Origin of the sequence: Riemerella anatipestifer ATCC 11845 = DSM 15868 (assembly GCF_000252855.1) — a bacterium.
GTDB classification, from domain to species: Bacteria; Bacteroidota; Bacteroidia; order Flavobacteriales; family Weeksellaceae; genus Riemerella; species Riemerella anatipestifera.
The window spans coordinates 2,060,632-2,082,856 of sequence record NC_017045.1 but is presented as its reverse complement, the minus strand read 5'-3'; the positions used below and the strand labels follow the sequence as shown (position 1 = coordinate 2,082,856).

The following is a 22,225-nucleotide window of genomic DNA, read 5'->3' as shown; positions in this document are numbered from 1 at the left end:
GTTAGATGTTTTTCGCGTATAATCAAGACTTACAAGATATAGAGTCTTGCTTATCAATAAACTTTTTGAAAGAGTATTATATTAAATGAGATTTTTCTTACTTTTGCAATATATTTGAAAATAGCTATGAAAGAATTTTCCAAAGAAGTTTACCTTAAATGGTATGAAGATATGACTATGTGGAGACGCTTCGAAGATAAGTGTCGTTCTCTTTACTTAAAACAGAAAATTAGAGGTTTTTTACACCTTTATAATGGGCAGGAAGCGATACCAGCAGGATTTACTCATGCTATGGATTTAACCAAAGATAGTATGATAACTGCTTACCGTTGCCACATACATCCTATGGCGATGGGGGTAGACCCTAAGAGAATTATGGCAGAACTATGTGGTAAAGCTACGGGGACTTCGCAAGGTATGGGAGGTTCTATGCATATTTTTAGTAAAGAACACCGTTTCTATGGTGGACATGGTATCGTTGGTGGGCAAATTCCTTTGGGAGCAGGTATTGCATTTGCTGATAAATATTTTGATAGAAAAGCGGTTAATATTTGTTTTATGGGAGATGGTGCCGTTCGTCAAGGGTCTTTACATGAAACATTTAATATGGCAATGAACTGGAAACTTCCAGTAGTGTTTGTTTGTGAAAACAACCAGTATGCTATGGGAACGTCTGTGAAAAGAACTGCTAACCACGAAGACATCTATAAACTAGGTTTAGGTTATGAAATGCCTTGTTTACCAGTAGATGCTATGGATCCTGAGAAAGTTGCTGAGGCTGCTTTTGAAGCTATAGAAAGAGCAAGAAGAGGAGATGGACCTACATTTATAGAGGCTAGAACTTATCGTTACAGAGGGCACTCAATGTCTGATGCAGAGCCTTACAGAACTAAAGAGGAAGTAGCTATTCATAAAGAGCAGGACCCTATTGAACTTGTAAAACAAAGAATATTAGATAACAAATGGGCTACAGAGGCAGAGCTAGAGCAACTTGATGAAAACTCTAGAGCTTTTGTAGAAGAGTGTGTGGAATTTATGGAGAACTCTCCATTCCCAGATGCTGAGAAGGTTTATGAATATGTTTATTCTACACCAGATTATCCTTTTTTAGATAAATTAGAAAACTAAAATTAAGTGCAGATTATTTTAAGGAATATTTTTCATTCTTTGAATTAAATCTAAAACATAATAAATAAAACAACATGGCAGAAATAATTACAATGCCTCGCCTTTCTGATACGATGACAGAAGGTAAGGTTTCCAAATGGCATAAGCAGGTTGGAGATGCTGTAAAGGAAGGAGATATTCTTGCAGAAATAGAAACGGATAAAGCCGTTCAAGATTTTGAATCAGAGGTTAACGGAACACTACTTTATGTAGGTGTAAGTGAAGGAAATGCAGCTCCTGTGGATACTATTTTGGCAATTATAGGGAAAGAAGGCGAAGATATTTCAGGGCTTGTGGGCGGTAATCAAAGTACACCTCAACCAGCTTCATCAGAAAATACTTCTGTAGAAAATACAGTAACAGAAGCTACGTCATCAGTAGAGATACCTAAAGGTGTTGAGGTAATTAATATGCCTCGTCTGTCTGATACAATGACAGAAGGTAAAGTAGCTAAATGGAATAAAAATGTGGGAGATACAGTAAAAGAAGGAGATATTTTAGCTGAAATAGAAACAGATAAAGCCGTTCAAGATTTTGAATCAGAATTTAACGGAACTCTTTTATACCAAGGTGTAGGAGAAGGAGAAGCAGCAGAAGTAGATAAAATATTAGCCATTATAGGACCTGCTGGAACAGATGTTTCTGCTATAGTTTCTAATGGCGGAGTGGTTAGTAAGCCTCAAGCTCAACAAGAACAGTCAAGTGTAGCTTCTAGCTCAAAAGCAGAAAATGTTTCAACATCTAATGCTAGTGTTTCAACAGATAGAGTGGCTATTTCTCCATTGGCTAGAAAAATGGCAGAGGAGAAGGGTATAGATATTACAAATCTAAAAGGTTCTGGAGAGAACGGAAGAATAGTAAAGAAAGATATAGAAAACTATCAGCCAAACGCAACAGAACAGCGTTCTGCTTCTGTAACGCCAGCTGCACAAGTAGCTATGAATTTTGTTGCTGGAGAAACTACAGAAACACCTAACTCTCAAGTTAGAAATGTAATCGCAAAAAGACTTTCTGAAAGTAAGTTTTCAGCACCTCATTACTATTTAATGGTAGAGGTGAATATGGATAAAGCCATCACTGCTAGAAAGGAAATTAACTCACTTCCTGACACTAAAGTATCGTTTAACGATATGGTGATTAAGGCGACAGCTATGGCTCTTAGAAAGCACCCCCAAATCAATAGTAGCTGGGCGGGAGATAAGATTATTCATCATGGTAGCATCAATATTGGCGTGGCAGTGGCTATCCCAGACGGATTAGTAGTACCTGTATTGAAGAGTGCAGACTTTATGAATTATAGTCAAATTTCTGCAGGAGTTAAAGATATGGCTTCTAGAGCAAAATCTAAAGGTCTTAAAGCTAACGAAATGGAAGGTTCTACATTCTCAATATCCAACCTTGGAATGTTCGGAATAGAAACATTTACTTCTATTATCAATCAACCGAACTCTTGTATACTTTCGGTAGGTGCTATTATAGAGAAGCCTGTGGTTAAAGACGGACAAATTGTAGTGGGCAATACTATGAAGTTGTCTTTAGCATGTGACCACCGTGTGGTAGATGGTGCTACTGGTGCAGAGTTTTTACAAACATTAAAGACTTACCTAGAAAATCCGTTTGCATTATTAGTTTAATATTTGCAATACTTTAATAAAAATAAAACTCCATATCAAAAGGATATGGAGTTTTTTATGGTTTGTATTTAGGATAAAAAATAACCTCTGTTAAGAAGCAGAGGTTATTTTTAATAATATGTTTTTATTTCTTAGTATCCTTCCGAAGCGTTTTCACCTTTTACAAGAGCCATTGCTGAAGAAGTACCTATTCTTTTCACGCCTAGAGCAATCATTTTTTCGGCGTCTTCTGGTGTTCTTACACCGCCTGCTGCTTTCACAGGAAGTTTCCCTGCGTTTTCTAGCATTATTTCAATACCTTCAAAAGTAGCACCATTAGGCGTGCCACCTTCTGTTTGATAGAAACCAGTAGAAGATTTTACAAAAATATTTTCTAGGTCTTCTTCCTTAAAAGTATCTGTAGCCCAAGTTGCTATTTTTTTAGTCAAATCCTCTATTTGAGCATCTGTAAGAGCAGCGATTTCAATAATCCACTTTGCTATCTTTTTGTGGTTTAAGCAAAGTTCTGTACAACGCAAAAATTCGTCTTTAACTAAATCATTTTCGCCGTTTTTGTAAGCAGTATAATTGATAACAAAATCTAGTTCATCAGCACCATCTTCTATTGCTTTTTGAGCTTCATTTAGTTTTGATTCTATACTTGCCGTACCTTCGTGAAACCCAATTACAGTACCTAATACTACTTTTGCATTTTTTTGAGCTAAATAATCTTTAGTTTCTTTAACAAAATTAGGACGAATCATCACAGCAAAAAGCCCATTATCAATTGCTTCATCAGTTAGTTCTCTTACCTTTGCTTTAGTTTCTTCTAGAGTAAGTCCAGATTGTTCAGGGGTTTTAAGATAAGTAGAGTCTAGATAGTTTTTTACATTTATCATCGCTTTATTTTTTATAAGGTTAAAATGGAGGTCAAAGATACGAAAGTTTCTCCTTTTCTAATTGAAATCACCTAATGACTTTAGTAATAAAAAAGATAATCAAGCTCCATCCACATCTATTAATCTCAATAATATGTTTAATTTACGCAAAATACAAATTAATTATTCTACAACTCTAAACAATCGTTTATTTAAATTAAACCAACAAACTATTGAAAAAATTATTTACAAGATATAATTAATATTATTTCAGTATAAAAGCTTCAATTAAGCACCACATTCACCAATAAAGTTTGGCACAGTTTTGACATACAGCAAGTAAGATTAAAAATAAGTTTTACAATGAAAATGATTAAACAAACACTTCTTTTAGCTGGTATTTTAGCTGCAGGAGTAACAAGTGCTCAAAGTAGTAGCATGAAGAACATGATTAAAGTAGGTCTTAACGCAGGTGTGGCTACAGGAGATAACACTTCTGCGAACCTCGGAGGTAACATCTCTTATCAACACCTAGTAACTCCAGGTTTCGGTCTAGGTTTGGCTACAGGATACAATCACTTTTTTGCTAAAGATAATGGTGCCATAAAAAATAACGATTTTGGTGTAGTTCCTGTTGCTGCGTTAGTGAGGGTATATCCTCAAAAGACTGGCTTCTATGGTGGTGCTGATTTGGGCTACGGATTTATCGTAGGTAATGATAAAGTAGCTTCTAACTATACAACAGCAATGCCTGATGGTGGTTTCTACTTAAGACCAGAAATTGGTTACCATAATAGAGATTGGAATTTCTTTATCCAATATACTAAGGTATTTACAGGAGACAACGGTAAGATTGGTAATCAAGCTTTCGATACAGGAAGTATAGGAGCTGGTTTCTCTTACAACATTCCTTTAGGAAACTAAGATTATAATTTAGTTTTATACATTACAATGCGATGCGGAAAAAATCCACATCGCATTTGTTTTTTAGCTATTTCTATATAATTGAAATTTATTATAGAAAATAACTATATTTGTTACCCATTAAACAAAACAATAATTTTATGAAAACAAAACATCCTAAAGGACTTCCTTTTTTATTCTTTACCGAAATGTGGGAAAGATTTGGCTATTACCTTATTTTGGGAATTTTTGTGCTTTATATGATAGACCCTACGGAAACAGGAGGTCTCGCTTTTGATGATAAAAATGCCGATGATATATTTGGTACTTTTATCGCTCTCACTTACCTCACGCCTTTCCTCGGTGGTTTTTTAGCGGATAGACTGTTGGGCTATATTAAAGCTGTTTACATCGGTGGGTTACTTATGGGACTAGGCTACATTGGTTTAGGTGTTTTTAAAGATATGCCGATGTTCTATACTTCATTAGGACTAATCATTATAGGAAATGGCTTCTTTAAACCTAGTATCTCTACCCTACTTGGAAATTTATACTCGGAAGAACCTTATAAAGCTAACAAAGATGCAGGATACAACATTTTCTATATGGGAATAAACATTGGTGCTTTTGTATGTAATATTATTGCGGCGTTTATGAGGAATAAATTTGGCTGGGGTGAGGCTTTCATCACTGCAGGAGTAGGAATGTTTTTAGGACTTATTATATTTAGTTTAGGAAGAAAACATATTTTAAATGCTAATATCCTTAAACCTGTTCAGGAAGGTGATACTAAGATTAGTGCCATACTCACAAAAGTATTTTTACCTGCGATTTTAGTGGGAGTGTTAGGATGGGTTATTCCTGGTAATATTTTTGGAGCTGATAGTACAGATGCATTTATTTTTGCGTGTATCCCTGTAATTATATTCTATGTTTCTCTTTACATAAAAGCCAATAAGGAAGATAAAGCCCCTATCGGTGCATTGTTAGCTATATTTGCAGTTAGCCTAATGTTTTGGGCTGTATTTAAACAAAACGGAACTGCACTCACAAGGTGGGCAAAGTACTACACTGATAGAAGTGTACCTGCTGCCATAGAAAAACCTTTGGCTAATGTATATTTAGTAGATACTAAAGATTACAAGACACAAGAGGTACCTGTATATGACGAGCAATACCAAGCGGTAAAAGACGCAAATGGCAACCCTATTAAAGAACAAGGGAAAGATATCTACTTTAGAAATATAGATGAGGTACAAAAACAAAAACTAGAAGCTAATCCTAACGATAATGTATATCTTTATAACACGGAATTATTCCAATCCATCAATCCATTTTGGGTAATTTTGCTTACGCCAATAGTAGTAGGCTTTTTTGTAATGCTTAGGAAAAAAGGAAAAGAACCTACAACTCCAGCTAAAATAGTTTTAGGGCTATTCATCTCTGCTCTTAGCTGTTTGGTTATGGTAGGTGCGGTATATGCAGGAGATAATGGTTTAGTAAAAGTTTCTGCTATGTGGCTCGTGGCAGCTTACGGCGTGATTACAGTTGGAGAATTGTGCCTCTCCCCCATGGGATTATCTTTAGTGTCTAAACTATCACCTCCTAGAATTACAGCTTTGATGATGGGTGGGTTTTTCTTATCTACAGCCATAGGTAACAAACTTTCGGGAGTGCTATCTAGTATGTGGTACAACTACGATAACAAAGCTAACTTCTTTTTAGTAAACTTTGTATTGCTTTTACTAGCAACTCTACTAGGCTTATCAATCCTGAAAAAATTGAACAAAGCAATGAAAGAGTAAATTTTAAAACAATATTTCATATAACATACACTAGTAGAAAAAGAATTATTTTCATAGTATAAAAAAACTCCTATGACAACACATTCTGTTTGCCTAATTTTGTTGCTTTTCTGGGGCTTTATTCTAGGTCAAACTCAAAAGTTGAAATTTAATCCAAACGGAGAATTTAAAATTCTTCAGTTAACGGACATTCATAGTGAACCCAACTCTATAAATGACAATAAAAATTTTCTACTCTTTCAAAATCTGATTAATAAAACCCAGCCAGACCTCGTGATATTGACAGGAGATATTGTAACAGCATCACCATCTCAAAAGGGATGGGAGAACTTTTGCACCTTCTTCTCAAAACAGAAACTCCCTTGGACTATTGTTCTCGGAAATCATGACCACGAGGCAGAATGGACTAAAGACCAAATAGCGTCCCACTTAAAAAAATGTCCATATTTCCAAGGTTATAATTTGCCTGTATCAGGAGTACTCAATCATTCGTTAAACATTTATTCTAACAAAGACTCCTCTATTTCAAAGGCTAAATTATTATTAGCAGATTCTCACGATTATGTAGATAACTCCGCTTTTGGAAAATACGATTGGGTAAAACTTGACCAAATCCAATGGTTACAAAAAGAAGCTCAACATAGCGAAGAATATCATTTACCAACTTTATTATTTCTTCATATTCCATTACCCGAATATGAGGCAGGAAAAAGTCTCGGAAAGGAAAGTATTGCTTCGCCTCAAGTTAATTCTGGATTATTTTCGCACCTTTTACCTTACAAAACATTTTTGGGAACATTCTGCGGACACGACCACGATAACAATTTTGAAATCTTACACCAAGGAAAATCTTTGGTCTATGGAAATGTTTCTGGAGTAGAGGCCTATGGGAGTTTACCTCGTGGAGGAAGATTAATTACTTTAAAAGAAAATGAACTCTCATTCCGTACCAAAATTTTATCAGGAATACCCTTGCAGTTTTCTACAACTTATCACCATCCCTCTGGGCTCAAAGAAGTTACAGACAAAGACACCCTTATAAAATCCATATCAAAAAGTGCACATATAGAGTTCAAGAAAGGAATATCATACCGATATGCAGAAGGCAAAATAACTTCTGCACAAGAAATTAAAAAGCTAAAAACCTCATCAATAGGGATAGCCTCTACCATAGAAATACCACATAATGTAAGCAACACTCATTTTGGATTAGAATTTAATGGTTATCTATTGATTCCCGAAACGAACCGTTACCGTTTAAATCTCCGCAGTGATGATGGAAGCATTCTTTACTTACATAGCAAAGAACAAATTAATAATGATGGAGGACACTCTGCCAAAACTTTATCAAAAGAATTAGTCCTAGAAAAGGGTTACCACCCTATTAACCTTCTCTATTTCCAAGGCACTATGGGAAAAGAATTATCCCTTTCAATAGAAACAATTCGTGGAGAGCTAAATCCAGAATTATTTCACGACTAAAGACAATATAACTTATAGTTATCACAATATGGCCTTTGGAAAATGTTAATTTATAGTTAACATTTTTGAAACATTTATTTAAAATGATGGTTCTAATTTTGAGCCAAAATTTTTAACTATGTTTAGAAAGAAAACTACAGCAATTTGCTACCTATTAGGATTAGCTACATTTCCATCTCTTGCTTTAGCACAATCTCATCAAGATAGTGTAAAAACTAAAGTGATAGAGGAAGTAACATTGGTGAATATTGGATACGGTAGAAAAGAATTTAAAAAGACTTCAGGTTCCGTAGCTAAAACTAATTTAGACAATATTGCAGACCGCTCAGTAGCGAGTGTAGCAGACGTACTACAAGGAAAAACAGCTGGAGTTATGGTTACTGGCGAAGGAGGAGATCCTACTTCAATCCCAAAAGTTACGATTCGTGGTCTAGGGGGTGTTAATGGAGAAGAACCACTTTATGTTATTGATGGCGTGTTATTTGAAAAAGCCCCTTTTATAAACCCAAATGATATAGAATCTATGAATGTGGTAAAAGATGCTACGGCGGCAGTTTATGGAGCTAGAGCATCTGGAGGGGTTATCTTTATTACCACCAAGAAAGGTAAAAAAGGGCAGCTCAATATCAATTTTGATGTAAAACAAGGTTTCCAACAAGCTTGGCGAAAAAAGAAGGCTTTGAATGCTGCTGAATTCCAAGACATAATGACTAAAGCATACCAAAATGCAGGACTTGCAGTTCCTAGAGCATTTGATCCCACCACAAATCCAGACGGTCGAATCACTAGAACAGATTGGATAGAAGAAATCTTTAGAACAGGTTCTATTCAAGATTACAACGTTGATTTAAGCAGTGGAGGAGAAAAAACTAATGCCTTTATGAGCTTTAATTATCGTAAGCAAGAAGGTACCTTATTAAATACTGGCTTAGACCGTTACAACTTTAGGCTGAATACAGACCATCAATTAAAACCTTGGTTTAAGCTGGGACAAAATCTTAGTTACACTAGTTTGGCAGGAAATGGTGCAAACACAAATGATGGCTACACTGGAGCTATTTTAGCGGCTATGTATTATACCCCAAGCGTTACTGTTAGAGATAAGAATGGTAACTATAGCGGACTTCCTTTAGATTTTGCTGGAGATTACGGAGACACCGTAAACCCAGTTGCAGAATTAGAGCGTATTAACTTTAGAAGACCAGTACACACACTATTAATTAATCCTTATCTAGAGATAAAAATAAATCCTCATTTAAAATTTAGATCTAATTTATCACTAAATCAATCTTTTATCAATAATAAAGATGTTAAAGTTCAAAGACCAGAAATTGGAAAACCTGATTTTAGAAATGGTGTTGGATATAGAACCAATTATTTAAAAACATTACTCTCCGAACAAATTTTAACTTATGATAGAAGTTTTGGCAAACATAATATTAGCTTAACTGGTTTATATTCCTTCCAAAAAGATTCAGGAGAAGGCTTTGGGGCTTCTATAGAGAATTTTCCGCAAGAAACACCATCATTTATGTATCTACAAAACGGAACAGGAACAAAAATTACAGAAAGTTTCTTGGAGAAAAGGGCATTAACCTCTGCAATGGTAAGATTAAACTATGACTATCATTCTCGTTATATTTTATCATTGATAGGTAGAAAAGATGGCACCTCACTACTTCCAAAACAAAATAGATTTGAAAACTACTATGCAATTTCAGGAGCATGGAATATCGCACAGGAAAACTTTATGACTGGGTCTCATTTTAGCACATTAAAACTGAGATACAGCCACGGTCTGACAGGAAATTTAGGTGGACTACAAAATAATGTTAACGCCATCTATCCCCTATTTACCAGATTTGAAAACATTATTTTTGGAGAGAATCCTACACAAAACATGGCTTATTATGCTAGTATTCTTGGAAATCCTAATTTAAAATGGGGAAAAAGCCAACAAAATACTTTAGGGATAGATATTGGGATATCGCGTGACCGCTTTACGATGACCGTAGATTATTTTCACAAAAAGTCTCTAGACCAAATTATGGCAAAACCGCTACCTAGTACTTCTGGATATACAGAAATATATGAGAATGTGGGAACATTTCTAGATACTGGATTTGAAGTTGGAGTTAATTTTAGAAATAGAACTAGCAATCGTTTCCGCTATAACATCAATGCGAATTTTGCAACTCTAAAGAATGAGATATTATCAATGGGAGAGTCTACCGAAATGCAAATGAATGCCAATATGCGTAGATCACTCTACCCTGTAAGAAATGTTGTTGGGCAATCTATGTATTCTTACTACGGATATAAGACAGGAGGTATTTTCCAGTCAGATGCAGAAGTAAAAGCCCATATAGATTCCAACGGAAACTTATTACAACCTAATGCAAAACCTGGTGATTTAAAATTTTTAAAAGCCAATAGTTCTACTGGAGCACTCAATCCTAAAGATGACTATGTAAACCTAGGTAATCCTTTTCCTAAATTAACTTATGCTTTTACCATAAATCTAGAATATGACAATTGGGATTTATCAGCATTTTTCCAAGGAGTACACGGAAACAAAATCTTTAATGCTCTAAAATTTGTTACTATGAACCCAGTAGGAGCTGGCCAAAACTATAATTTAGACAGAGACATCCTCAACGCATGGTCTCCAAACAATACCGCAACCAACATTCCTCGTGTCGTAGCAAGAGACCCTAATGGAAACTACTCTAATGTTTCGGATTTTTATGTAGAAGATGGCTCTTTCTTGCGTTTGAGAAATTTTAGTATTGGTTATAATGTACAATCACCTGCTCTAACTTCTGCTGGTATCAAAAAATTAAGAATCTATGCCTCTGGCACCAACCTTTTAACGTTTACAAAATATACAGGATTTGATCCCGAAGTAGGAATGGATTTCTTGGGAATTGATCAGGGACGCTACCCTATAGCCAAAAATATCATTCTAGGTGTAAACATTAGTCTATAATTATAATTAAAAGATATATTATGAAAACTCTGAAAATACTAGCCCTATCTCTTATACTTGCTTTCAGCCTTCAATCTTGTAGTAGAGAACTTGATATTGAACAAGAAGGCTCTCCAAATTTGCAGAATTTTTGGAAAACAGAATATGACCTAATGACAGGTTCTAACGCAATGTACCGCCAGTTAATGAGTGGAGAATTTTATGGACGCGGACTTTTTTGGTTCATAAATGCATCTGATGATATGGTTACAGGGCGTACAAGAGCAGAGGCTGACAACGCCAAAAACTTTAACAGCTCATACCTTGGAGGCTCCTTAGAAAACCAATGGTTTGTAAGGTATTGGACAATAGCACGAGCTAATGATGTCCTACACTATGCCGACCAAACCTCAGCCTCAGAAAAAGTAAAAAACAAATACAAAGGTGAAGCTCTATTTATGTCTAGCAGAATGTACTTTGAATTAGCCTCCAACTATGGTAATGAGAAAGCAGGCGTCCCTATTCTTCCTAGAGATGGAAGCATTGCTAAAGAGCCTATCCCAAGAGCAACAAATGTAAATGTAAACTATGATATGATTATAGAAGACCTTAAAAAGGCTGGAGAAATGTTACCTTGGCTCAACGAACTTTCTGCAAGTGAGAAAGGAAGACCACATAAAGTGGCAGCTTGGGCATTATTATCCAAAGTGTACCTATTCAAAAAAGACTATGCCAATGCAGAAATCTGGGCAACTAAGGTAATGAAAGAGGGGAATAGGCAACTAATGGCTAATTTTAGAGATGTATTTAAAGCAGAAAACAACTTTGGTTCAGAATATATATGGAGTGCCAATACAACTCCAGAGTTTACAGGTTGGGGGTCTATATTAGCAGGAGTAATGTTAGAAAACAGAGGTTGGGGAGAATATAACGGATGGGGATATTTCACCCCTACTAAAGAACTATACGATAGCTACGAAGAAGGAGATAAAAGAAGAGAAGCTACTATTTTAAAACCAGGCGACAAATTCATTTTTAATAATAAAGAAAGAGTGTATTCTACAGTAAACAGTCCTACAGAAATGCAATTCAATAAATATATGGATGCTTTCAAAGTAGATATTAAAAATAATCCAAGTATTGTTAGCCAAAACGGAGATTTTCCAGCTACTAACTTAAATATTCCTTTGATGCGCTACGCTGAAGTTATCTTGATTGCAGCAGAAGCCAAACTAATGCAGGGAAAAAACGCAGATACCGAAATTAATATGATTCGTGTAAGAGCAGGCTTATCCCCTAAATCTGGAAATACAATGACCGATTTAAAAAGAGAAAGACGAAATGAACTAGCAGGCGAATGGAGCGATCGCCATAGAGATTTAGTAAGATGGGGAGACGCGCAAGCCGTATATGCTAAACCACTGCATGGCTGGAGCGGAAACCAAGTGTGGGAGGCTAGAAACTTCAATCCTGCCATCCATAATGTATGGGCTGTACCAAGGCGAGAAGTATTAAATAGTAACGGTATTATTACTCAAAACGAAGGTTGGTAATGAAAAATATACTAAAACAAGTAGCAGTCTTCGGACTGCTATTTTCAGTGAAGCTATTTTTCTCTCAAAATTATGAAAAATACAGCTTAGAAAACGGATTTTCTCACAATGATTACTTGCAGACCTCCCCTCTAATAGAAAGTTTCACCTTAGGATTTGGGTTAATAGAAGTAGATGTACATTGGGACGGCAATAATCTTATGGTTGCCCACGATGCCTCAGAAATACAGAATGATAGAACACTAGAAACCTTATATATAAAACCACTCTCAAAACTTTGGGTTGAGGGAAAAGGACGGCCACTGAAACTTCTAATTGACCTAAAAACTCCTTGGCAAGATACTTTACCTCAAATTCAAAACCTATTAGAGACATATCCAAATCTGCATCAACAGGTTCAATTTGTAATTACAGGCAATATACCACCTAAAGAATTATTTTCTCAATATCCCTATTATTTAATGTTTGATGGGAGAATTGGTGAAAGATATTCCCAAAACGAACTAGCAAAAATTGCAATAATTAGTGATGATTTCAAGAAGTACACTCAATGGAATGGCAAAGGCTATCCCAAAGCTAGAGAGAAACAAACTATTCTTGAGACTATAGACAAAGTTCACTCCTTAGGAAAACCTATTAGATTTTGGGGAAGCCCAGATGAAATCAATGCGTGGCATACACTAATGGTATATAATGTAGATTATATTTCAACGGACCAACCTAAAGCCCTAGCAGAAGTTCTTGAACGACTAGCCAAAAGTAGCTATACTTCCAAAGTTTCCCACCAACCCTATCAGCCCAAATACAAAAACTTTGATAAAAAAAAGGCAAAAAATATTTTGCTTTTTATACCAGATGGCGTCTCTTTACCACAGCTATACGCTGCATATACCGCCAATGGTAACAATCTGAACATCTTCAAAATGCCTTATTCTGGGGTAGTAAACACTTCATCAGCAGACTCTTTTATCACAGATTCTGCACCTGGCTCTACGGCTTTTTCTAGTGGGGTTAAAACTAATAATGCCTATGTTGGAGTAGATAAAAAAGGAAATCCCCTAGAACTATTACCAGATATTCTTGATAAATATGGCAAAGTAAGTGCCGTGGTAACAACAGCAGAGGTAACCGATGCTACTCCTGCAGATTTCTACGCCCATACTACTAACCGTAATGACCACACCAAAATCATTTCATTTTTCCCAACTTCTAAGCTGAAATATCTAGCAGGTTCACCGTTTTCAGGATGGTCAGAAGAGATAGAAAATCACCTAAAAAATCAAGGTATCAAAATAGCAAAATCGCTAGACTGTGATTTATCTCACTCAAAAAAGACTTTGATACTTGACCAAACAGCAGAAAAAATGAAACTAGACAAGAGAAACAACTGGCTACAACAAGCCTACTCTCTTTTCTTAAACAAATTAAACAAAAACAAACAAGGTTTTTTCTTTTTAATAGAAGCCAGTCAAACAGATGTTGGTGGGCATTGGCGAGACCTTCCTTATGCTGTGTCTGAACTGCAAGAGATGGATAATATTGTAGGTTCAGCATTGAAATTTGCTGATGAAAATGAAGAAACTCTAGTTGTAGTAGTAGGAGACCACGAAACAGGAGGACTTACATTACTTGGAGGCAACCCTAAACAAAATAAAATATTTGGACAATTTGCCACGATGGATCACACAGCTCTACCTACAATAGTATTTGCCTATGGTCCTGGAGCCGAACAATTCACTGGATTTATGGATAACACTGATGTTTTTTATAAAATATTAAAAGCTCTTAACATGCAACATGAAAACAATCATCACTAATTTATTCTTAGCTTGGGTTTTACTCTTTAGCTCTTTCTATTCGAGCCAAAATCTAAAACTAATGACCTTTAATATCAGATATGATAACCCTGATGACGGACTGAATGTATGGCGTAATAGAATATTAAATACTAAAAACCTATTAGAGTTTTATATTCCTGATATCATTGGATTTCAGGAGGTATTACCAAATCAATATCTTGATTTGAAAACAATTCTACCTAGCTACAACTCCTACAGCCTAGGAAGAGATAGCGAAAACCAAGGGGAAGCTTGTCCTCTATTTTTTAATAAAAATAGGTTTGAATTGTTAGACTCTGGAACCTTTTGGCTTTCACCAACCCCTAACAAAATTTCCAAAGCTTGGGGAGCAAATCTTAATAGGATTTGCTCTTGGGTAATGCTAAAAGACAACATTTCCAAATCAACTCTAAAGATATATAACCTACATTTTGACCATGAGAGTGAGTTGTCTAGGAAAAATAGCCTTGCCTTAATTCAAGAATATATTAACAAAGATAGAGAGCAAAATATCTACACTTTAGTCATGGGAGACTTCAACACCACTTTTAGCAATCAAGAGCTATTGCAACAGGTATTACCTCCCCTAGCTGAAGCCTCTACACTAGCCAAAAAAACATTACTTAACAACGGAACTTTTCAGGCGTTTGGCAAAAAAGTAGGGCAATCACCTAGGATAGATTATATATTCGTTCCAAAAGACACGGAGGTTTTACAATACCAAATCCTGTCCAATCAGTTCTACGGACAATATCCGTATGACCATTTCCCTGTGCTCACAGAAATTTATATAACAAAACTAAGAAGAAATATTGAGTAGGCTAACGAGAGGTGTTTTGTTATAGAGCGACACCTCTCCTTCTCATCAATAAAAAACTAAAAGTCCTATGCTACTCCTGCATTTTTGGAGATCTCATCTACTAGACCTATAATCTTCATTACCTGTGTTTTCTCCTCAAAAACACCTAAAATGCCGTTATCATATTGGTCGTTAAACGGAGGTTTGGTAAGCATTTGTTTATCTAAAATTCCGTTTTTGTTAAGGTAATGAATGATTTTTTCTACAAACAACATTTGGTCGGCAGTTAAGTTTTCTTCTTGTATAAACCGAGCAAAGTGGGCATTAGCTGCTTGTATGTCTAACCCTAAAACTTTACGAATGAAAAGCCCTAAAGACTTTGTTTCATACTCTTTTTCTATATCGCTGAGATTGAATTTTTGATGTACCAAGAAATCCTCCAAAGACTTTAGTTCGCTAGGCGTAATCGGAATGTTTTTGTAAAGTTTATCAATAACCAAATGGTGCTTATTTTTCCTAATAAAATGTTCCACACGGTCTTTATAGCTTTGTAGAGAAGTGTAGTTTTCTAGCAAATCCATTTCTCTTACCTCATTCACATTTAGTTCATCTTCAATAGTGGTGTAGATAGGTTTTTCTTTATCCTCATCTCTAAGTACTTTAACCACTTCCCTCAGTTCGGTACGAATCTGCTCTACGGTAGCCAAATCTACCGAATGCCAAAAAGCATCGGTCTGGATGTCTTTTATAATTCCCTCTCTTTGTTTTACAATTGGGATATTAAGTTTTTTGCCTAGTAATTGTCCAAAATTCATTACATTGGCAATGTAGTTTTTTTGTTTTTTGTCCGAAGTAACCAACGCTAGATTGAGATTAAAAAGTAATAAATCAAACTTTTTAGCCATTTCATCTTTATCCTCAGTATAGGAAACTAGATGGCTTATACCGTAAAGCTCTAGCAGTGCCGAACGAGATAGCTGAACCCAAGCAGAAGCCTCTTTATACTTTCGGACCATTTCCCAATGCTTCCTTACCTCAAAACGCTGTTCGTCTAATTGCTGAACCTTAGCTTGCAACTGTTGCAAATACTCTTGTTCTAAAGCCAAAGCAGATAATGTTTTTTCTGATTGTTGTTGCAGGTGAAACACAATATCTAACTGTATGTCAAACAATCGGGATTGCAAAGATTGAGTTTGGCTAGGCTGATAACCATCTGGGAATTCGTCAAAATATTCAAAATTACCACAGATGTCAAAGATTAAGAAAAACTCTTTATCTTGGTCTTTACCGAAAATATCAGGGCATTTTCTAGTGCCTCGCCCTATCATTTGCCAAAATTTAGCAAAGGATTTCACTTCTTTAAAGAAGACCAAATTCAATACCCTTGGAGCATCTACTCCAGTATCCATCATATCCACCGAAACCGCAATTTGAGGATCTTTTTCTTCGCCTTTATCAAAGCAAAAATTCTCTAATAGGTTTTGGGCTTTATCCTCGTAGTTATCAATCACACGCAGAAAAGTTCCTCCGTATTCAGGGTACATTTTATTAAATCGTTCCTCTATAAAAACAGCGTGATTATGATTTTTAGCGAAAATAATAGTTTTCCCTAGCTTATCACCAGACTCTACCTTTAACCCTTTCTCCATAAGGTAGGACAATACTTTATCTACTGTATCGGTATTAAAAAGTGATGAGTTAATCTTATTTTTGCTAATTTCAAAATCTTCATTCTCTTCGCTATCTAGCCCAAAAAGAGTTTCTATTTCTGCTTTATCTTTCTCGTTTAGCTCTTTGTATTTTATCCCTTCTCTCACATATTTCACGGGAACAGACAAAGCCTTAGGTGGTACTAAAAAGCCTTCTTTCACAGCGGTGTCTAGCTCGTAAGCAAAGGTGGGATTATCGTCTTCTATCTCAAAAAGCTGATAGGTGTTTCTATCAATATCCTTTTTAGGCGTTGCTGTGAGCCCAATAAGTATGGCATCAAAATAATCAAAAATCGCTTGGTATTTTTGATAGACCGAACGATGGGCTTCGTCAATGATAATCACATCGAAATGTCCGATGCTAAACTGTCTTTCGCCGTTGCTTGTTATTTGGTCTATACGGTTCATCATAGTAGGGTAAGTGGAAAATACCACACGAGCCGTACCATCATCTTTATCTTGTGTTAAATCTATGGCTGAAAGGTGTGGCAAATGTTCCTTAAATGCATTTTTTGCCTGTGTAACCAATGCGTTCCTATCTGCCAAAAACAGAATCCGTTTTGCCCAATTGCACTTGGTAAACATATCTACCATAGCGGCAGAAGTACGGGTTTTTCCGCTTCCTGTAGCCATCACTAGGAGTGCCTTTCGGCTTTTACCTCTTAGATTGCCTCTGTGTTCTCCCACCAAAGTTTCTGCCACTCTTTGGATAGCTTGGAGCTGATACGGACGACCCGCAATATTCTGATTTATCTGAAACTGACGAATATCGCTACGCTCCTTTCTTCGTTTGATAAGAGTTTGTAATTCTTTTTTATTAAAGAAACCATACACCCTGCGTGGCGTGTAGAAAGTATCGTCCCAAAAATAAACCTCATAACCATTGGTATAGAAAATCAGAGGGCGTTGCCCAAATTTCCTTTCAAGAGCATCGGCGTAAAGGCTGGCTTGGTGTTTTCCGTTGGCAGCATCATAGCTGGCTTTTTTCGCTTCTATCACAGCCAATGGTTTACCGTTATCATCCCACAAGACATAATCTACAAAACCCTTACCCGATGGGTTGGTACTAGCAGGCATCCCCTCCACAGGATATTCTGTATTGATACCTTTTTGTAAATTTCCCCAACCTGCTTCTTTCAGCATAAGGTCTATAAGCAAACGGCGAGTCTCTTTTTCGGAAGTAAGTTCTGGCACCGCCTCCACATTCTGGTAAGTTTCGGTTCTTTCCTGCTTACGCTCGGTCATCAGTTTTAGATAAGCCTCTCGCTCTTTCCTTAGGTCTTTCCTTTCTTGCTCTAGCAGTTGGCGTTCTCTTATCAGAGCTTCTTCTTTTTCTAAGACTGCTCGGCTTTTATTCTCTAAATCTTGTATAACTTGGGCTTCCGTTTCCCTAGGTGTATCGTAAGGAATGTAGCGTTCCTCAAAAGGGGGAATTTCTGGGTCTTCTTGGCTATAATATTTGCTAACCCAAGAAAGAAAACGAAACAAATTCTTCAGCCCTTGTAAGGCTTCCATTGCGGTTACTTTTTCGCCATGTGCCGCCCTATTACCTATTTTTTGAATGTACACCAACTCTCTAAACATAGAGGGCTTTACGATGTTTTTAAAATCGTCTGCATACATGAGTGCCGCCAAATTCTTTTGGTAAGGCAAGTGCAAATCCTCATCGTTATCATAAAGCCAATGCATTGCTTTCTCTAGCGTAATGCGACAAGAAATTAAACAAAATCTAGGCTGAGTAAAGGTGTTTTGCTCCGCACTTTTACTATGCTCATAGAGGTCTTTAAATTCGTTTTTTAGAAAAGCAAAGTTGGTGTTCATGGTTATATCTTTCTCCCTGTCTAAGAGAGTTTCAAAAATAATCTTTTTTTCAAAATTATTGACTATTACAACGCCATTTTATATCCTTGATGTTAAAAATAACTTCTCCTAAATATATTAAATCTCCCGCTTATTTACCCCTTAAAACTTTCTTGCAACAAAGACTGAAACAAATTTTTACTTTGCTCCAATTCCTGCTGTGCTTGATTTTTCAACAATTCTATTTGCTCTATACGCTTAGCAAATTCGTTTTGAAGGGTGATGGGGGGAAGGATATAATTTAAGTTTTTAATTTGATTAAATTCTATATTGTCCGCTGTCACAGCTCTAACTTTCCCCAAAAGGAAATATGAACACACTTTGAAGAAATAAAGCATAAATAATGTATTTGTAATTTTATCATTAGGTAAAAACGCTTTCATATCTTGATTAATAGTAACAGAGACTTTGTTTATAGCCACCGGCAAAGTGTGTTTTAATATTCCACTTCTTATAACCATTAAAATACTATCTACCGGTATTAATTTAGCACTGCTATTTTCAATAGCTAATTTATTGATGTGGTCAATACTATTTCTAATAAATTTAGTTTTCATATCTTTTGGTGTTACCCAAGGAATATCACCTATATAAAACTCTGGTTTTGATTTTGATGGTGTACCACCTCCCAAAATATTAGTACAAACCTCCCCCAACTTTTTTACTTCCCACCCCTTCGGATTTTGCACAGGGTCGCCAAACATATCGATAAAAAGTGCTTGAGCCAATTTATCATAGCGAGCCACTTCCGCCTCGTTTAAATCAATGATTTTTTGAGCTTGGTCTAATTTTTCGGCAATAGCTTGTTGCTCCACTAATGGAGGTAGGGGGATTTCAACTTTCTCTAATCCTACTTTAGTAATTTGCTTTTGCACTCCTCCACTCATTACATCATCAAAACCTCTTTGTTTTAGATAATAAAAAAGAAACTTAATATCAACTTTTGATGATAAACCATCTAGTGCCATTGCATTTCCTGAAGTGTAACTAAAAGGTTCAGAAATATGTATTGTGCCACATGACCCCCTACATCCAATCAATAATGTAGGTTTTTCGTGATTATATTCATTGTAAAATCCTATTTTACCATTTGCACCATAAACAGGATATTTCCCTTTTTCTAAAATGTCTTTCCCAGATATTGTTTTCCATTGTTTTGGTTTACAAATATCTATTAATTTCACTCTTTCCATTCCCTTACATCTTAGCGTTTAACATCTTTTCCAATGCCTCCATCGCTTGTTGTCGTTGTGTTTGCAAATCTTTAATTTGAGTAATAATAGCACTTGGTGTTTCATAAGCAATCGTTTCATAAACAATTTCTTTATATCGGTTAATGCTCAAATCATAATCGTTTGCCACAATATCCGCTTTGGCTACCAAAAAAGATTTTTGAGTACGGTCGGTGCCCACCTTGTCTATATTTCGCCAATCCGTTAAAATTCGTGGAATATCACAATGCTCCGCTACCTCAGATTGTATTTGTTCAGGTGTATCAAAACACGCCTCCAACTGCTCGTTAGTAATTTTTGCAGTTCGCTTGTCGTCCAAACTATACCCGTCAGTCGTCATATCATAAAACCACACTTTCTCTGTACCACCCGTGTTGGTTTTAGTAAAAAGCAAAATTGCCGTACTCACCCCCGCATAAGGCTTAAACACCCCACTCGGCATCGAAATCACCCCTTGCAACTGATGATTTTCTATCAGCTCTTTACGGATATTTTTATGCGCCGTACTATTACCAAACAACACCCCATCAGGCACAATCACAGCCGCTCTACCGCCCAATTTCAGCATACGCAAAATCAACGACAAAAAGAGTAACTCCGTTTTTTTCGTTTTCGTTACTTGCAACAAACTGCTCTCCACCTCATCGTAATTCAACGCCCCCTTAAACGGTGGATTGGCTAAAATCAACGAATATTTACCTGTAATTGTATTACTTTCTGCCAACGCACTACCCCCTGTGATATTTGGCGACTCAATGCCGTGCAACTGCAAATTCATAGAAGCAATACGCATCATAGAAGGGTCAATCTCAATCCCATGAAACATATCCTCGCTAAAATGTCTCCGAAATGTTTTATCCAAAAACCAATCTTGATGCCTCTCGTGCAGATATTCGCCCGTAGCCACCAGAAAACCAGCCGTTCCCATTGCAGGGTCGCAGACGGTATCCTCCTGTTGTGGTTGCATCAGCTCCACCATCATCCTAATGATATGCCTCGGTGTACGGAACTGCCCATTCGTACCCGCTTCCGCAATTTTACTCAGCATATACTCATACAAATCCCCTTTCGTATCGCGTCTGTTCAGCGGTAGTTTATCAATCTGTTGCACCACACGGTCAAGCAAATTCGGCGTAGGAATCATAAAAGTTGCCCCCTTCATATATTCCGAAAATTTTCCTCCAACAGCTCCCAATGTCTTCATAAAATCAAAAGCCGTGAGGTTATCTATCTCTGGATTTGGCTTCGTAAAAATATCAAACATTACCTCTGGGTCTTTATCTTTAAAAAAGCTCCATCTCAGTTCGTTTTGCTCAGAGGCATATATATCTTTGTGGTTACTTGCCCCAAATAGTGTTTTTTCTTCCTCTATAGTGGTCTGTTTATCATCTAGTTGCTTTAAGAAAATAAGGTAAGTAAACTGCTCTATCACCGTAAGCGGATTAGAGATACCGCCCGTCCAGAAGTCGTTCCAGATTTTATCTATTTGAGATTTAAGTTCGCCTGTAATCATATCAAAAGTGTCTATTTTTCAAGTTTTACAAAGGTACAATTTAATCTCCAAAAAGACCATTTTAGCCCCAAAAACAATCGTGATAAAGTACAGAAAAATCACTTGGGCGTGCCGGCTTCCTAGTTCCCACGCACAAAGGTCTCGCCGTCGGGCTTTCGGCTATATCTTTTTCCTCGTCGTTCCTCCTCAAAAAAGGATACCGCCTCTATCCCTCACACGGAGGAATGTTTGGAGGGATTAATTTTTTGTCAGAAACCCACTCTTCACATATTCAGATAAAGTAATATATAATACAATCGAAAGTGTCATTAAAGGTATAGCTACTGTTAGAGTTGTATTTATTATCTTATTTTCTGTTAAATGTATAAGAAGTAAATTACATACTGAGTGTAAAAGCATTATAATCGCCCAAATTAATAAACTAATCTGTCCAATAGCAATATTTATTTTAGATGGCGAAAACGCACCTCCTTTTCGTGAAAAGATATTATCATTTCTTAACTCCCTTCTAAAAATCATCTCACCCATAATATTCTCAGCAGGCAAGTTTATTTTTTCAAAATATTTATATTCAAAACTTGAAATTGCAGATTCATAAACTTCATACCATGCTTTTGAGGCTTTTGCCATTAAAATCCAAATAGTAGAAAAAATTACACTTATCGAAGATAGCAACAAACAAGTGATATTATATTTATTTAGAGTATTTAAATCATAATTTTCTTTGACTAAATTTAATATTAAATATCCGTAAGCAGTAAAGCAAAGGATTAAAAAAACAGAGAGAAAAACTGACCTTTGCCAAAGATTAGAAATTTCTAAATCTCGACACCTATACAATCTGTTCAGTGTATTTATCAAATCTTCTTTATGATACTTCTTCTTACTTTTTTTGTTTTTCATAA

General features: G+C 36.1%; 14 protein-coding genes. 9 read left to right on the top strand and 5 right to left on the bottom strand.

Translation table 11 applies throughout. The features are described from left to right. Nucleotides 1-126 precede the first annotated feature (126 nt). Entirely contained in the window at nt 127-1,128 is a 1,002-nt protein-coding gene (gene pdhA / locus RA0C_RS09805) for a pyruvate dehydrogenase (acetyl-transferring) E1 component subunit alpha (RefSeq protein WP_004918602.1), read from the top strand. 74 nt (nt 1,129-1,202) lie between these two features. Further along, nucleotides 1,203-2,801, top strand: a complete 1,599-nt coding sequence (locus RA0C_RS09800) for a 2-oxo acid dehydrogenase subunit E2 (RefSeq protein ID WP_004918604.1) — start codon at nt 1,203-1,205, stop codon at nt 2,799-2,801. A gap of 131 nt (nt 2,802-2,932) precedes the next feature. Here the strand turns inward: RA0C_RS09800 and deoC are convergent, their stop codons facing one another. Continuing rightward, the gene (gene deoC, locus RA0C_RS09795) at nt 2,933-3,679 is read right to left on the bottom strand and encodes a deoxyribose-phosphate aldolase (protein ID WP_004918606.1); all 747 of its coding nucleotides are present in this window, start codon (nt 3,677-3,679) and stop codon (nt 2,933-2,935) included. Between the two features lie 342 nt (nt 3,680-4,021). Between deoC and RA0C_RS09790 the strand changes: the two genes are divergently transcribed. From RA0C_RS09790 to RA0C_RS09760, 7 genes are all read left to right on the top strand, one after another. Next, nucleotides 4,022-4,582, top strand: a complete 561-nt coding sequence (locus RA0C_RS09790; RefSeq protein ID WP_004918609.1) for a hypothetical protein — start codon at nt 4,022-4,024, stop codon at nt 4,580-4,582. Between the two features lie 140 nt (nt 4,583-4,722). Then, nucleotides 4,723-6,366, top strand: coding sequence for a peptide MFS transporter (locus tag RA0C_RS09785; protein ID WP_004918611.1), 1,644 nt, complete (start codon nt 4,723-4,725; stop codon nt 6,364-6,366). A gap of 72 nt (nt 6,367-6,438) precedes the next feature. Next, the gene (locus tag RA0C_RS09780) at nt 6,439-7,848 is read left to right on the top strand and encodes a metallophosphoesterase (protein ID WP_004918614.1); all 1,410 of its coding nucleotides are present in this window, start codon (nt 6,439-6,441) and stop codon (nt 7,846-7,848) included. A 118-nt stretch (nt 7,849-7,966) separates the two neighbouring features. Next, nucleotides 7,967-10,837: a SusC/RagA family TonB-linked outer membrane protein gene (locus tag RA0C_RS09775; RefSeq protein ID WP_004918616.1), complete on the top strand. Its 2,871-nt coding sequence runs from the start codon at nt 7,967-7,969 to the stop codon at nt 10,835-10,837. Between the two features lie 20 nt (nt 10,838-10,857). Further along, nucleotides 10,858-12,369 carry a RagB/SusD family nutrient uptake outer membrane protein gene (locus RA0C_RS09770; protein WP_013447179.1) on the top strand — a complete coding sequence of 504 codons (1,512 nt, stop codon included), beginning with the start codon at nt 10,858-10,860 and terminating at the stop codon, nt 12,367-12,369. Continuing rightward, a complete protein-coding gene (locus RA0C_RS09765) occupies nt 12,369-14,186 on the top strand; it encodes an alkaline phosphatase (protein WP_004918620.1) in 1,818 nt (605 codons plus the stop codon). The genes RA0C_RS09770 and RA0C_RS09765 overlap by 1 nt, the downstream gene beginning before the upstream one ends. Beyond that, nucleotides 14,167-15,027: an endonuclease/exonuclease/phosphatase family protein gene (locus tag RA0C_RS09760; protein ID WP_004918623.1), complete on the top strand. Its 861-nt coding sequence runs from the start codon at nt 14,167-14,169 to the stop codon at nt 15,025-15,027. The genes RA0C_RS09765 and RA0C_RS09760 overlap by 20 nt, the downstream gene beginning before the upstream one ends. A 65-nt stretch (nt 15,028-15,092) precedes the next feature. Here the strand turns inward: RA0C_RS09760 and RA0C_RS09755 are convergent, their stop codons facing one another. The 4 genes from RA0C_RS09755 to RA0C_RS09740 all read right to left on the bottom strand — a co-directional run bounded on the left by RA0C_RS09755 (nt 15,093) and on the right by RA0C_RS09740 (nt 22,223). Further along, entirely contained in the window at nt 15,093-18,536 is a 3,444-nt protein-coding gene (locus RA0C_RS09755) for a DEAD/DEAH box helicase family protein (RefSeq protein WP_004918625.1), read from the bottom strand. A 134-nt stretch (nt 18,537-18,670) separates the two neighbouring features. Continuing rightward, on the bottom strand, nt 18,671-19,768 hold the full coding sequence (locus tag RA0C_RS09750; protein WP_004918627.1) for a restriction endonuclease subunit S: 1,098 nt from the start codon (nt 19,766-19,768) through the stop codon (nt 18,671-18,673). A gap of 4 nt (nt 19,769-19,772) precedes the next feature. After that, complete coding sequence (locus RA0C_RS09745) at nt 19,773-21,320, bottom strand: type I restriction-modification system subunit M (RefSeq protein ID WP_004918629.1); 1,548 nt, start codon at nt 21,318-21,320, stop codon at nt 19,773-19,775. 237 nt (nt 21,321-21,557) lie between these two features. Then, complete coding sequence (locus RA0C_RS09740; RefSeq protein WP_013447178.1) at nt 21,558-22,223, bottom strand: RipA family octameric membrane protein; 666 nt, start codon at nt 22,221-22,223, stop codon at nt 21,558-21,560. Nucleotides 22,224-22,225: the final 2 nt, after the last annotated feature.

Bases quoted from the DNA above. Each gene is read 5' to 3' on its own strand.
- RA0C_RS09790 (WP_004918609.1), top strand. From the start codon at position 4,022: ATGAAAATGATTAAACAAACACTTCTTTTAGCTGGTATTTTAGCTGCA.
- RA0C_RS09755 (WP_004918625.1), bottom strand. From the start codon at position 18,536: ATGAACACCAACTTTGCTTTTCTAAAAAACGAATTTAAAGACCTCTAT.
- pdhA (WP_004918602.1), top strand. From the start codon at position 127: ATGAAAGAATTTTCCAAAGAAGTTTACCTTAAATGGTATGAAGATATG.
- RA0C_RS09770 (WP_013447179.1), top strand. From the start codon at position 10,858: ATGAAAACTCTGAAAATACTAGCCCTATCTCTTATACTTGCTTTCAGC.
- deoC (WP_004918606.1), bottom strand. From the start codon at position 3,679: ATGATAAATGTAAAAAACTATCTAGACTCTACTTATCTTAAAACCCCT.
- RA0C_RS09800 (WP_004918604.1), top strand. From the start codon at position 1,203: ATGGCAGAAATAATTACAATGCCTCGCCTTTCTGATACGATGACAGAA.
- RA0C_RS09760 (WP_004918623.1), top strand. From the start codon at position 14,167: ATGAAAACAATCATCACTAATTTATTCTTAGCTTGGGTTTTACTCTTT.
- RA0C_RS09775 (WP_004918616.1), top strand. From the start codon at position 7,967: ATGTTTAGAAAGAAAACTACAGCAATTTGCTACCTATTAGGATTAGCT.
- RA0C_RS09765 (WP_004918620.1), top strand. From the start codon at position 12,369: ATGAAAAATATACTAAAACAAGTAGCAGTCTTCGGACTGCTATTTTCA.
- RA0C_RS09780 (WP_004918614.1), top strand. From the start codon at position 6,439: ATGACAACACATTCTGTTTGCCTAATTTTGTTGCTTTTCTGGGGCTTT.
- RA0C_RS09750 (WP_004918627.1), bottom strand. From the start codon at position 19,768: ATGGAAAGAGTGAAATTAATAGATATTTGTAAACCAAAACAATGGAAA.
- RA0C_RS09785 (WP_004918611.1), top strand. From the start codon at position 4,723: ATGAAAACAAAACATCCTAAAGGACTTCCTTTTTTATTCTTTACCGAA.
- RA0C_RS09745 (WP_004918629.1), bottom strand. From the start codon at position 21,320: ATGATTACAGGCGAACTTAAATCTCAAATAGATAAAATCTGGAACGAC.
- RA0C_RS09740 (WP_013447178.1), bottom strand. From the start codon at position 22,223: ATGAAAAACAAAAAAAGTAAGAAGAAGTATCATAAAGAAGATTTGATA.